A 14,510-nucleotide genomic window follows, 5' to 3' on the forward strand; every position below is an offset into this window, starting at 1 on the left:
GCAACGCCAACATAGAATTTAAATCTGGAGAATCACAATGAAGAAATCTCCTTATGCTCTTTCTTCGTACACCCTTTCTACAGAACCACTACAACAGATTTCAGGTCAAGTCATTCATATTCTTCAGGACAGCAATTTAATGGTCGAAAGCCAGGATCGTGGCTGGCATTGCAGACAAGCCGCCAGTTGTCTGCTGACTCCTGAAATAGGGGATACGGTGCTGATTACCAAGGTCGAAGAACAATTCTGGATATTGGCTATATTAGAACGGGCAGAACAACAACATCCGGCTGAAATCAATATATTGGGTGATTTGACCATTAATTCTCAAGGCAATTTGAATCTGAACAGCAATGGATTGAATATCACAGCCGACAATGGAAGCTGCCATATCAACGAAATGCAATACAGCGGCAAATCGCTGTCAGCTTGGGTCTCTATCACTAGGATAGTCGGTAATCAATTTGAATCCGTTTGGCAATCCATAACACAATTGAGTCATCGTCTATTGCGCCATACAACACAAACAGAGCAAGTTCACGCCGGGCAATTAGATATGCAGGCTGAAAACTATATGCGGCTACATGCCCAAAATACCATTGTTTCTGCCAAAGCAATCACAAAAATAGATGCTGAGCAAATCCATATTGGATAGGAATAACCCAAATCATTTTTTGATGATAAGGAAATTTTTTGATTATAAGGAAAAAGTTATGTTCGCCAATACTCAGGGAGGAGGTACAGATATGGCAACACCCGATATCTGTCTGACCCCCGCTCCTCCCGGCCCACCAGTGCCTGTCGTTTATGTCAATACGGCTTCTGGTACTAATGCTATCAGTACCAGTACTTCCACGATCCTTTTCATGGGAAGCCCTGCCCATAACATGACAACGACGACTCCCATGACAACCGGCGATAACCCCGGCGTCAATTTAGGCCTCATGTCAGGTACGGTCATGGGACCATCCCATCACACCATGGGTGCCAATAGCGTTCTGATTAAAGGCTCTCCAGCCACCCGGCTATCAAGTTTAACCATGCAGAACTCAACCAATGCCATAGGATCACGCACTAATCCAAGTCAAACCAAGGTCGATATATCAGGAAGTTGAGATCTTTTTTATACCTTTTTTTATACCCTTTTTTTATACCCTTTTTTTATACCTAATGGATTCCTAATACAGGAAATACCGTCCATGAGAACTCGTCTTTCAGCATTAGAATCAGAAGGTTAATGTCAATAAACAGATTAAGTTTAACCATCAAGTCGATAAGAAGAATATTACATTCTCATATTTTTATAGTTCTTGTTTTTATGACGCTTGTTTTTATGACGCTTGTTTTGATGGCGTTTGCAGGATGTTCCTCATCACCAGAACAGAAAAAATTACCGCCCTATAAATTAATTTTCGATGCCACAACGAACGTAAATGATGCAGCCCCACTGAAGATACACATTATTTTATTGCAGTCGGATACAGAGTTTATGTCTGCTGATTTTTTTTCTCTGCAAAGTAATGCGCAAGCGGTTCTGAGCGATAAATGGGTGAATGCCGATCAATTTTTTTTACTTCCTTTCCAACACCAACGGTTTCTATTGGAAAAAAATACACCAGAAATCCGCTGCATCGGCATTTTTGCTGAATATAAGCAACTGAATGGAAAAAGATGGCGTATTTCATTGCCCGTTCCCATACCTGAACAACCCTCTTTTTACGCGTTTTGGGCCTCACCGCCAGACGAATTAAACATATACATTAAAGTCACAGCCAATGGTTTAAATTCCACCCAAAAATGTAATTAGAAAGGTATACCCAATGGATTTTGAGTTGCTGAGCGCAGCCAACAAAGCTACAGCTTGAAAAACGAAAGCTACAACCAGCGTACTGCTTCATGAAAAGGGACTGCATAATAATGAATAGACCAGAAAAAGTTATCTGGACAGAAGGCATGTTTTTACGCCCTCATCATTTCCAACAAGCTGAAAACTATCTGGAATCCTATATCCGGGATTGGGGAATGGCTCAAGCGCCGTATTATTGGGGATTTTTAACTTTGGCGTTAAATCAACCTCTCCTCGACCAAGGTAAGATCATGATTTCCTCCGCCAGTGGAATTTTTCCTGATGGAACACCATTTAGTTTCACAGAAGCATATGCGCCGGTGCCATTACAAGTTCCGGATAATCAGACAGAAAGTAATGTTGTATTGGCACTGCCAATATTCCGGGGAGGAAAAGAGGAAATCATTTTCAGTGAAACTGAAGATTCTATGGCGCGCTTTGTCAGCACTGAATCCGAAGTCAATGATATTAACTCCATGTCAGTCGGCAGTGCCATTGTGCAGTTTGGGCAGATGCGTCTGCGGTTGATGCTGGAATCAGATCTGACACCAGAGTGGACTTCACTGAGTATTGTGCGTGTTGTGAATAAAAACCGTGATAATAAATTGCACCTCGATTCACAATTTATTCCTCCCCTGCTCAACTGCCATACTCATCCACAGATTACGGGATTCATCATTAATTTACAGGGTTTACTGGAACAACGCAGCCAACAACTCAGCCAACACTTGTTACAGCTGGGACAACGCAATGATTCAGAAGTCATGAACCTTCTTTTATTGACGCTGATAAATCGTTATAGCGGCCAAGTAAACCATATACAGCATATGTCATCACTGCATCCAGAACGTTTGTTCAGTGAGTGGCTGCAATTTGCGACTGAGTTAGCCAGTTTCTCCAAGACACGCACGCCGGAAAGAAAACTTCCCACTTATGATCATAATAATTTGGCGGTGTGTTTTAATCAGCTCATGTTCTTATTGCGCCAAGGATTATCAATCATTCTGGAAGAACATGCGATTCAACTCCCTCTGACAGAATATTCTCATGGACTGAATGTGGTCACTTTACCAAACGCCAATATGATAAAAGCCTTCAGCTTTGTGTTGGCCGTCTATGCTGATGTCGCCAAAGACACATTGTTGAATCATTTTCCTGCACAGATGAAAATTGCGCCGATTAGCCGTATACGCGAACTCGTGCAATTACAGTTACCCGGCATTTCAATCCATACCATGCCATCAGTTCCCAGACAGCTCCCCTGGCATGCAGGTTATACCTACTTCGAATTAGAAAAAGAGGGGGAGATATGGAATCAAATGGAGAAATCCGGTGGTTTTGCGTTACATCTGGCTGGTGAGTTTCCTGGCTTGAACATGGAATTTTGGGCTATTCGCAATCAGTCCGAATAAACCAAATAGAGGTCACCGTTCATATGATGCAGGAAAAAAATACAAAGAAGCACACCATATCGTCTGATGATACTCGTCATAATCCATTAGTCGCTGCTGCCAACCCACTGCTGAACAGCATTGCGCGGATCCGCCACTCGACAGAACATCCTGATCCGACAGGATTACGACAAAAGTTGATCGATGAGATGCGAAATTTTGAAGTCCGGTGCCAACACGCCAAATTGCCTTATGAAGTCATCATCGGTGCACGTTACTGTCTGTGTACCACATTGGATGAAGCAGCAGCACTGACGCCCTGGGGAGTTCACAGAGTCTGGTCAGGCAGTGGATTATTGGTTACTTTTCATAATGAAACATGGGGAGGTGAAAAATTTTTCCAGCTTCTGGCCACATTATCACAAAACCCCAGAGAAAATTTATTTTTGCTGGAACTGATGAATTTCTGCCTCCAGCTTGGGTTTGAAGGGCGTTACCGCGTCATGGATAATGGTCGCTCCCAGTTAGAAACCGTGAAACAACGCTTATTTCAGCTAATCCATTCAGTTCGTGGCGGTTACCCTCCGGAGCTGTCACCTGCATTAGGTAATATCACTGCACCAAATAAACTCTGGCAACCCCCTTTTCCTCTATGGTCTTGTACCGCAGTGTTAAGTTTTTTGGTTTGTGTCCTGTATATAGGATTGGATTGGCAATTGGGAGATATAGCCAGCCCGGTATTGGCAAGCATTTATCAAACCAATCTGCCTAATGTATCAGTCGATGATCGGATATCGCCTTCCGTGCCACCCACGCTGAATCTGCAAGATTTGCTGAGAGATGAAATTGCAGCCGGGTTACTTGATGTGACGGATTGGGCTGACCGAAGTATTGTCACGCTAAAAGGTGACGGTTTATTCAAGACAGGTTCCACCCAAATTAGAAACCAGTATCTGAATGTTATCAGACATATCGCCGAGGCGATGAATAATATCAAAGGCGAAATTTTGGTTGTTGGCTATACCGATAATATCCCTATTAACAGCCCCAGTTTCTCATCCAACTATTCATTATCACTAGCCAGAGCCAAATCGGTAAAAAGAGAACTCCAGAGATATTTGGATCAGTCAGAATGGATCAGAACAGAAGGAAGAGGAGCCAGTAATCCCATAGTACCAAATGATACTCCAAACAATCGGGCTAAAAACAGACGGGTAGAAATCACACTGTTAGTTTCTCCTGTAAATCAGATGAACTGAGAGAACTGAAACATGTTGAATATAATTCTTTCTATCATTACTAACCGGCTAATGTGGAGTTTTCTGGGAATAACAGCAATTTCTTTCATTATCTGGTTTATTGGTCCCATTATATCAATTGGCAGGGCCGTACCTTTTGAATCAAATACGGTACGAGTCATCACGATCATATCGTTATTCCTTATCTGGTTGTTAATCCAGTCAGTACCGCCCTTATACCGGACCTGGCTGAATAAAAAATTATCCAGCCAATTGAACAAAGACAAAGACAATAAGCAGAGCGAGCAATCTCATGCGATACAAGATGGAACACTATCAGAACGCTTTTCTGATGTGGCACGACTGCTGAAAAATGCTAATTTCTATGGCCTTAACCCTAAATATAAATCCGGTTGGAGACATCTTTCCAATCGTCAGTACTTATATCAATTACCCTGGTACGTCGTCATAGGCGCTCCCCACTCCGGGAAAACTTCTGTACTGGCAAATTCCGGCCTGCACTTTCCATTGGCTGATCATTTTGAAAACTCTGTCTTATATAGCCAGCAAGAAACGGGAAATTGTAACTGGTGGTTCACCAATGATGCGGTTTTTCTGGATACTGCTGGACGATATATCACGCAGGACACTCAGAACACATTAGATGCCTCTGAGTGGACGTCTTTTATTAAGTTATTGAAAAAATACCGGACTCGCCAGCCAGTCAATGGCGTCATTGTTACCGTCAGCGTAGAAGATTTGTTTAATCCATTAAAGGAAGCGCAGCAACGGCAAGCCTATATGTTACACCGACGTCTATCGGAATTGCATGACCACTTCAAAATTCGGTTGCCGATTTACGTCATAATCACCAAAACTGACTTATTAAAAGGATTTAGTGCTTATTTTACTCATTTAGATAAAGCACAGCGAGATCAAATCTGGGGATTTAACTTTCCGTGGAATGAAGCTAACTGGAATATGAAGCAAATCTTTGAACAGCAATATAGTTTGTTACAACAAAGATTAGATGCCGAATTACCTGATATTTTGCTGCGTCAGCATGATCTGCGGAACTGCGCCGACAGTTATTTATTCCCACAAGAATTTGCTGCGTTGGGACCTAAGATAGAACAATATCTGGAGGTCACATTCGCTAAGTCGGGATTTGAGATCCCTTATTCACCGAGAGGACTTTATTTCACCAGTGGAATACAGGAAGGTGTGTCATTTGATAGTGTGATGGAGAAAATCAACCACGCTCTCCAATTACCTACAGATAGTGATAATAACAGTGATAACAGCTCACTTTCACGGGGGAATAATAAAAACGCTTTTCATCAGCATCAGGCTTATTTTCTGAAAAATTTACTGGGCAGCATCATCCAAGAGGCGGGACTCGCTGATTACAACCGTTGGTGGGTATACCGTAACCGTCTGCTAAATGGTTTAGGTTACATTATTTTGATGGCGATTATGGGCGCTATTGTTGCTTTGCTCTTTGCCAGTTACAACAACAACAAAAATTACCTGATGGAAGTTCAGGCTAAAACGCCCCTGATACTGCGTCAATTTTCTGAGTTAAAAAAAAGTACTGATAGTGCCGATATTTATCCCTTACTGCCTATTTTGAACGATCTGGAGAGTTTAGGAAAAAGCCGGCATTTCTCCCTTGATAACCCTCCGCTATCCTACCAAATGGGATTATATTGTGGTGAACAGGTCAGCGATGCAAGTTGGTCATTGTACACAAAAGCATTACAAACTTTGCTGCTGCCACAAGTAGCACAGTTAATAACCTCTCAGTTGCATCAAGACAGGGGTGCGGATATGGAAGGTATGGATGGCATAGATGGAATTTATCGTACGTTAAAAGCCTATCAGATGTTATATCAGCCCAAACATTATAACGGTAAATTTTTGCGTAATTGGGTGATGCAATATTTGTATACCCACTCACAATCGAGTATTCCACACCTCCAGTTACGCCAAATTAACGAACATCTCAGTCAATTACTGGATAACCAAGTTGTCACTTCACCCTATGTCCGTGAAGATCAACTGGTGGAAAAAAAACAGATTCTACTCAGCAGCATTCCACCAGCACAGTACATCTACATCCATTTGAAAAATAACTTGTTGAGCAACGCCAATTTATCCACAGTGAGTCTGGCAACCCTTGCCGGTCCCAAAGCCGAACTCGTTTTTTCGCGGATCAGTGGCGCATCCATAACTCAAGGTATACCGGGAATGTTCACGCCTACAGGTTACCAAACAGCGATGGACAAAGAGCTCAATTCGCTGATTGATACCCTGTACAATCAGGATAGCTGGGTACTCGGCTCCTATGCAAGACAACAGTCTGCCGGGGAAATCGCTCTTTATGTACGGCAACTTTATATTAATGATTACATTTATCAATGGGATAAATTCCTGTCTGACATCCGGCTGAACAATATTGATAGTCTGGACCAACATGCCAATATGGCTCGTTTGCTTTCATCCAGTTTTTCCCCCATTCGTAACCTGCTGGTTAACATCAGCAAAAATATCACTCTGGATACCAGCCTGAAGAATAACCAGGCTGATAAAATCAGCAATATTGTCACTGGTAAGACCCGTTCATTAGAAAAAAGTAAAGCCGGCTCATTGACTCAATTAGTCCCGAAACAAATGTTGCCAGACAACAAACAACCGGAACCAGAACAAATACTGAAAGAACACTTTGCACAACTGACTGAATTGGCAAACAGTTCTGATGAAGAAAAAGGAAAAATCCCTTTTGATAGTACGATCCAACAAATCGGTGAGTTATACAGATACTTAATTTCAGTGCAGAATGCCGCCGATGCAGGAATGCCAGCGCCCGCAGATAAAGCGATCACACAGCTACAGGCAACAGCGAAACACCTGCCGATGCCATTCAAGAATATAATTTATTCTCTGGTGACGGGTGCCAGTAATGATACTCAGCTCAGTGATATGAAAAATCTTGAGAAGCATCTAAAGACAGAAGTGAGTAACTTTTGCCATCGAGCGATCGCCAATCGTTATCCGCTGACACAAGGCGCGCGTAACGACATAAAGCCCGATGATATGGCACGGATGTTTACCCCAAGAACGGGAATAATGGATATTTTTTTCCAGAAATATCTGGCCGGAAAAGTCGATACGACGCAAGCTGACTGGCACATGATAGCGGGAACAGGAATAGCAGGAATAGCAGGAATAGATAGAAAAATGCGGGCAGGAGATAAAAAGCTACTCAGACCGTTTAAACAGGCTCAAATCATCCGCGATACTCTTTTTAACAGCGGAATGCCCGTACCTTCATTTCGTGTCATCGTTCGTGCAGTTAACATGGACAACAACATATTAAGCATGATACTGGATATCGATGGTCAACAATTACAATACAGCCACGGCCCGCAAATTCCACATCTGATCAACTGGCCGGGTACCGGAAAAACAAATCAGATTCACATTCAATTAAATTTAGACGATGGTACAACCTCCAATCTGACCATTTCTGGCCCGTGGGCCCTGAACCGCCTGCTGGATATGAATAGTGCAGATATAAGTAGTGCAGATATAAGTAGTGGAGATATAAATAGAGCCAAACGCAGACAGAACCCGAATTCTGACGATAATACGAAGCTACTGGCCAGATTCAACATCAACGGTCATTTTGTCACATTGGAATTTATCCCAAATAGTATTTTCAGTCCGTTTCAGCTACCTAATTTCACCTGTCCGGTCCTAATAAACTCATAAAAATCGGTAGCATATTTAATCATTAATATGAGCGAAAATTTATTATGAATATCGATGCATTACTCAAACCGATCAGTGCCGAGTCTCCGTGTGGAGAAGATTTGGAATACGATGCCGAGTTTATGGCGTTAGAGCAGTCTTTATTCGGAAAGGTCGATCAGCAATTTGGTGATATTATCATTCCGGCAGAATCGCCTAACTGGCTACAAGTGGAAGAGCAAACCATCAGCCTGTTAACCCGTACCAAAGATCTGCGTGTCATTCTGGCACTGGCACAATCATGGTTAGAGCTACGGGGATTGTGTGGTTATGCAGATGGCATGGATTTACTCAAGAAAACCTTGGAGCGCTATTGGGAAGAGGTTTGGCCCAAGCTGGAATTTGATGGTGAATATGATCCTTTATTTCGTCTTAATATATTGGCTGCCATTGAGGATAGCTCGCCTATCACATTGCAGGTACAACATTCTGTTCTGCTAAAAAGTATTTCGAAGGAATTATCATTGCAGGAAGTATATTCATTATTGGATGGTTCAATAAGCGAAATCAGTGGCTATACTGGCGGGCGGACTCGATTACTGGATGAATTAAAACAACAAATTAATAATCCTGAAATTTTAGCAGTCATCCATATTCGCAATCACCTTATCGAAATAATCGATATCATCAGTCAGAAATTATCAGCCGTCCATGCCCCTGAATTATCAAGACTTTTAAAAAACTTAAATACGGTGATTGAATTTTGCCCTGCCATTCAATCAGGAATAAATGACTCTGATACACAGGAAAAATCAGTTGCCCCAGAATTACCTCATCTAAAACCATCTCTGGGTCATGAGGATTTGCCCTCATCAACAACCCCGGAAAATAAGGTTTCTATTTATTGGAGCGAGATTGAAGCCAACAACCGCGATGAAGCACGTATGTTATTGGAAAAAGCTAAAAACTATTTTCTCATACATGAACCAAGTCATCCTGCTCCTATGATGATTTCTCGTATACAGCGGTTAATTGATCGTGATTTTATAGACATTGTTTATGACCTTGCACCAGAGGGTTTAAATCAACTCGAAATCATCTTTGGCCGCCCAGATAATCTTGACCCGAATTAATCGTTAATTGCCTTATTTTATCTGCCTGTTTTATTCCTTATTAATCTATTTACTTAGCCCGTCATGGAGAATTCGCTATGAAATCCAGTGGACAAAAATTTATCGGTCGAAACCGCCCTCCTCGCGTACAGATCGAATATGACGTCGAACTTTACGGTTCAGAGCAGAAAATTCAGTTACCGTTTGTTATGGGTGTGATGGCTGATTTAGCAGGACAACCTATAGAAGCCTTGCCTGAAGTAAGTGAACGTAATTTTATGGAAATAGATGTAGATAACTTTGATGAGCGTCTGAAATCACTAAAACCTCGGGTTGCTTTTCAGGTGGACAACTCATTAACCGAGGAAGGAAAACTCAATATTGAACTGACTTTTGAAAAAATGGAGGATTTTCAACCAGATGAAATTGCCAGAAAAGTCGAACCATTGGCTAAGTTGCTTGAAGCCCGAATCCAACTGACCAATTTATTATCCTATATGGATGGTAAAAGTGGTGCAGAACAGTTAATTGCCGATATTTTGCAAAATCCAGCCCTGCTGAAATCACTAGCCGAAGCGCCAAAATCCCCAGAGAGTGCCACTGAAGCAGAAAATATCTCTGAAGAAGGGACTGAAAATAAGGAGTAATCAATGAGCACAATAGAACAAGACACTGAACTTCAACAAGAGCAGGGTTTGAAAGAATACTCTCCTGATGAACTAAGCCAATTGCTGAACAAAGAGTTCCGTCCGCAAAATGATCAAGCACGCAGCGCTGTTGAAAATGCAGTAACAACGCTGGCACAGCAGGCGCTGGAAAATACAGTTACAGTCTCTAATGATACTTATCGCACCATTCAGGCTTTGATTGCCGAAATTGATAACAAACTATCCCAGCAAATCAATCATATTCTGCACCATGACGAATTCCAAACGCTCGAAGGAGCCTGGCGTGGCCTGCATCATTTGATTAATAATACTGAAACCGATGAAATGCTGAAAATCCGGGTGATGTGCCTTTCCAAAAAGGAATTGAGTAACACACTAAAACGTTTCAAAGGGGTCAGTTGGGATCAAAGCCCTATCTTTAAAAAGATCTATGAAGCAGAGTATGGTCAGTTTGGCGGTGAGCCTTACGGCTGCCTGATTGGAGACTACTATTTCGATCATACTGCGCCCGATGTTGAGCTCTTGCGTGAAATAGCACAAATTAGCGCAGCAGCGCATTGTCCATTTATTTCAGGCGCGGCACCGGATGTCATGCAAATGGAATCCTGGCAGGAGCTTTCTAATCCCCGGGATCTGACCAAAATTTTTCAGAATACTGAATACGCGCCCTGGCGCAGTTTGCGCGAATCTGAAGATATTCGTTATGTAGGATTGGCGCTACCGCGTTTTCTCTCTCGCCTGCCTTATGGGGCCAAAACCAATCCCGTAGATACTTTTAATTTTGAAGAGAATACGCAGGGACCTACACACACTAATTACACCTGGGCCAATGCCGCTTATGCTATGGCCGTTAATATCAATCGTTCATTTAAACTGTATGGCTGGTGTACTTCTATCCGTGGTGTAGAATCCGGTGGGATCGTAGAAAATCTGCCTTGTTACACTTTCCCATCTGATGATGGGGGCGTTGATATGAAGTGCCCCACCGAAATAGCCATTAGTGACCGCCGTGAAGCTGAATTGGCAAAAAATGGTTTTCTTCCATTATTACATCGTAAAAATACAGATATGGCCGCATTTATTGGGGCGCAATCACTTCAGAAACCCATTGAGTATTACGATCCTAATGCTACTGCCAACGCAAATCTTTCAGCTCGCTTACCTTATTTATTTGCCTGCTGCCGTTTTGCCCATTATCTGAAATGTATTGTGCGCGATAAAATAGGGACATTTCAAGAGCGGGGTGATATGGAGAATTGGCTTAATAGTTGGATAATAAACTATGTCGATGGTGATCCGGTAAATTCTTCACAAGTCGTCAAAGCTAAAAAACCACTGGCAAACGCAGAAGTACAAGTAGAAGAAGTTGAAGGAAACCCGGGATATTATAACGCTAAATTCTTCCTGCGCCCTCATTACCAATTAGAGGGTTTAACCGTATCTCTTCGCTTAGTATCAAAACTTCCTTCATTAAAAAGAAGTTAAAACCAATCCGGTTATATGACAATTTATATAGCAATATTTATTTCTAATCCCGAATTATATGCATAACGCTAAAATAGGTATTATTTATCTCTTAGTTAATTGGAGTAAATTATGGCTGAAATTAATTATGGGTTCATGAAACTTGAAGGTATTGACGGTGAAACTGGTGAATCAAACCATAAGAACTGGGTATCTTTTAATAACATTGGCATTCAGACTATAAATAAACCCAGTGCAGATGGTGTTTCTGGCCTAAGTGCGGGTGTGCCGGTAATAGATGAAGTGCGGTTATTTTGTGAACTCGAAAAAGCTTATATCACAATGCGTAAGTTCTTATATAAGGGCCAACACATTGCAACAATAAAAATAGAATTACTAAAGAGAGGGGAAGCAAAAAATATAGTATGGCAGAGCTTTGTTCTAACAAACGCTTTGATTGTCTATAGTTCTATAAATATTAGCGCTGGTTTTTGTATGTTCGAAATTGGTCTGGATTATGAACAATATGAAGAGACATATACAGGACAAAAAGAAACTGGTATTTCCGATGCTTCCATTCACCATGGTTATAATCGTTTTACTAATGAAGTAATCTGATTAATTTAATTTACAGAGGATATAATCATGAGCGAATTTATTTGTGGTTATTTAAGCATAAAGGATATTAAAGGCGAATCCAAACATAAAAAATATAACGATATGATATCGATCATAAATCTGAAACATTCAGTAAGTAATTCAGCCACTCTCAACCAAAAAACAGGACTTTGCGCAGGCACGCCTATTATCGGTGAAGTGACTCTTGAGATAGTATATGATAAATCGAGTACTGCCTTGCGTGATTATTTATTTAAAGGGAAGCATATTCCCGAGGCTAGTATATTTATGTTAACATCATCAAGCGGAGAAGAAGAAAAGAAATTCTACGTAATTGAAATGAAGAAAGTTATGGTTACTCTGTGTACGACAAGTTACGATTCAGCATGTACTTACGCCAATACTATTATCTGTCTTGCTTTCGAAGAATTCACTGAAATTTATACAGGTCAAACTTTTGATGGAAAATCGGCTGCTGACGTTTCTGGTGGTTATAATATTAAAACTAAAGAAATCACTTAATAAATAATAATGTTAAAATCCTGCAATAATAACCTCTCTGTTTCTAAGAGAGGTTATTATCATCAATAACAGGCATCTATTTATACGATAGGTATCCAAGATTATGCGATTCACCATTATTAAAAACATCGGTATAAACCGACCACCACAACTCAGTTATGATTTTATACCACCGGGTGGCACTATAGGTCGCAGTACCGAAAATAACTGGGTTCTCCCGGGCGAAGAACACGCCATCGCACGTTTACAGGCCATTGTATCCATTTCTGCCGATGGCGGATGCCGTATTACTAATCGTGGTGCCGCCTCGGAGGTTTTACTGAACACAATACCTGTGGCGCCTGATCGTCAAATTGAAGTTTGTGATGGTGATGTTCTTAATATTGGCGATTATCAAATTCAAGTTGTTAATATTGCCCAAAGTGCCCCACCTTTGGCTGAAACCCATATTCTCAATACGATACAACCCCAACATGATAAATTGAAAAATATTCCCAGTGAAGTATGGGACGGATTAGAAAGTAAACTCCCCACAGCTAATGCAACATCAGTACAAAATACCCAACCAGTGCCTCAAGAATTGAATGACAATAATCCACTTATAACACCTCAACAATATCAGAAACGCAATCCTATTGATCCGCTTGAACAAATGGAGTCAAAAGTCAACCTTAATACTCTGCAAATTAACGCCACCGATCCTATTACGATGTTTAATTCAGATAGCGGTTTCCAGCGGGAAAATATTCTGAATGACACAACACCCAGCACGCTATTACAACAGAATAAACAGGAAGTTGACCCGTTAGCACTGTTTTCTGATCAACATGCAAGGGACATTAAGCATGATGATCCCCTGAGCCTAATGTTAGGTAAAGCTGAACCACTGGCATCTTTGGATGACTCGGCTATCTCTGAGTCTCAGGAAATCCGCGATCAGGATGATTTATCCTATTATACTCAGACATCCTCACCGCCTTTACCCCCGCTCTTCGCAACGGAAGAGGCAAATCCAGACTTGACCAGCAATCTGACTGATTCTGATCATCTGAAGCAAAGTCATTATAAAAATTCAGCCAGTCATCAATACCATGATAATCCGGATTATCATGGTATTGATGATAACAATAATGGCAATGATGACCATGACAAGAGTAACTATAATAATGACTATGACTGCCTTAATATTGAACCAATGTCCTACAGACCTGACGCGCCTTTTCCCCATCAAGCAGATAAAATCCAATTAGAGGGAAAATTACTGGCAGCTTTGCTGGATGGCATGGGGCTTAACAATATTAAAAAACCACAATTTGATGAACATACAATGTATCAATTGGGGAAATTACTCAGTCAGTTATCGCAGGGTATTGTGGCCCTGAACGCTTCATGCTCACGACTAAAACATGAAATAAATGCAGATATGACGAAGATCCTGCCGGATAACAACAATCCGTTTAAATTGCTGCCTTCCGGTCAAGCTGTGCTGACTCAAATGTTTGGTGATCATATACCGGGATTTATGTCACCCGAAAAAGCAACGCGAGATATTTTAATCGAATTACAGGCTCATCAATTAGGTATGATTGCCGGATTGCATGCCATTACAGCAGATATCTTACGAACATTCGAACCTGACGTTATTGAGAAAAAAGCACATGAAGAAATTAAATTTCCCCGTTTGTCATTATCTTCAACTACTAAATCCTATCTATGGGATTATCTCATCAAATATTATCAAACAATTGTCCATACGTTTGAGAAAGATCATGCCTTGTTTGGCGAAAATTTTCTGCAAGCCTATGAGACAGAAATAGAACGATATAGACACTCTCAAGATAAATTGAAAAAATAAAACATAAAAGTTTACGATTATGATGAAACCTTATTTATAGATT

Annotated in this window: 12 protein-coding genes; all 12 read left to right on the plus strand. The window is 41.1% G+C overall.

Translation table 11 applies throughout. The annotated features are described in order from the left end of the window. Positions 1-37 precede the first annotated feature (37 nt). The 12 genes from FE394_RS15615 to FE394_RS15670 all read left to right on the plus strand — a co-directional run bounded on the left by FE394_RS15615 (position 38) and on the right by FE394_RS15670 (position 14,467). Entirely contained in the window at positions 38-655 is a 618-nt protein-coding gene (locus FE394_RS15615) for a DUF3540 domain-containing protein (protein WP_319927286.1), read from the plus strand. A 58-nt stretch (positions 656-713) separates the two neighbouring features. Then, positions 714-1,115: a PAAR-like domain-containing protein gene (locus FE394_RS15620; protein ID WP_319927287.1), complete on the plus strand. Its 402-nt coding sequence runs from the start codon at positions 714-716 to the stop codon at positions 1,113-1,115. A gap of 122 nt (positions 1,116-1,237) precedes the next feature. Beyond that, positions 1,238-1,807 carry a type VI secretion system lipoprotein TssJ gene (gene tssJ / locus FE394_RS15625; RefSeq protein ID WP_319927288.1) on the plus strand — a complete coding sequence of 190 codons (570 nt, stop codon included), beginning with the start codon at positions 1,238-1,240 and terminating at the stop codon, positions 1,805-1,807. 110 nt (positions 1,808-1,917) lie between these two features. Next, positions 1,918-3,258, plus strand: coding sequence for a type VI secretion system baseplate subunit TssK (gene tssK, locus FE394_RS15630; protein WP_319927289.1), 1,341 nt, complete (start codon positions 1,918-1,920; stop codon positions 3,256-3,258). Positions 3,259-3,284: 26 nt separating this feature from the next. Continuing rightward, positions 3,285-4,496, plus strand: a complete 1,212-nt coding sequence (locus tag FE394_RS15635; RefSeq protein ID WP_419836351.1) for a DotU family type VI secretion system protein — start codon at positions 3,285-3,287, stop codon at positions 4,494-4,496. Positions 4,497-4,508: 12 nt separating this feature from the next. Next, positions 4,509-8,249 (plus strand): type VI secretion system membrane subunit TssM, encoded by a 3,741-nt coding sequence (gene tssM, locus FE394_RS15640; protein ID WP_319927291.1) that lies wholly within the window; start codon positions 4,509-4,511, stop codon positions 8,247-8,249. Between the two features lie 44 nt (positions 8,250-8,293). Then, a complete protein-coding gene (tssA, locus tag FE394_RS15645; protein ID WP_319927292.1) occupies positions 8,294-9,361 on the plus strand; it encodes a type VI secretion system protein TssA in 1,068 nt (355 codons plus the stop codon). A 77-nt stretch (positions 9,362-9,438) separates the two neighbouring features. Continuing rightward, a complete protein-coding gene (gene tssB, locus FE394_RS15650; RefSeq protein WP_319927293.1) occupies positions 9,439-9,987 on the plus strand; it encodes a type VI secretion system contractile sheath small subunit in 549 nt (182 codons plus the stop codon). A gap of 3 nt (positions 9,988-9,990) precedes the next feature. Further along, complete coding sequence (gene tssC, locus FE394_RS15655; RefSeq protein WP_319927294.1) at positions 9,991-11,493, plus strand: type VI secretion system contractile sheath large subunit; 1,503 nt, start codon at positions 9,991-9,993, stop codon at positions 11,491-11,493. A 111-nt stretch (positions 11,494-11,604) separates the two neighbouring features. Next, positions 11,605-12,090, plus strand: a complete 486-nt coding sequence (locus FE394_RS15660) for a type VI secretion system tube protein Hcp (RefSeq protein WP_319927295.1) — start codon at positions 11,605-11,607, stop codon at positions 12,088-12,090. 27 nt (positions 12,091-12,117) lie between these two features. Continuing rightward, the gene (locus FE394_RS15665) at positions 12,118-12,612 is read left to right on the plus strand and encodes an Hcp family type VI secretion system effector (protein ID WP_319927296.1); all 495 of its coding nucleotides are present in this window, start codon (positions 12,118-12,120) and stop codon (positions 12,610-12,612) included. Positions 12,613-12,715: 103 nt separating this feature from the next. Continuing rightward, complete coding sequence (locus FE394_RS15670; protein WP_319927297.1) at positions 12,716-14,467, plus strand: type VI secretion system-associated FHA domain protein; 1,752 nt, start codon at positions 12,716-12,718, stop codon at positions 14,465-14,467. The last annotated feature ends 43 nt before the right edge of the window (positions 14,468-14,510 follow it).

Origin of the sequence: Xenorhabdus littoralis, assembly GCF_033949345.1 — a bacterium.
Lineage (GTDB): Bacteria > Pseudomonadota > Gammaproteobacteria > Enterobacterales > Enterobacteriaceae > Xenorhabdus > Xenorhabdus littoralis.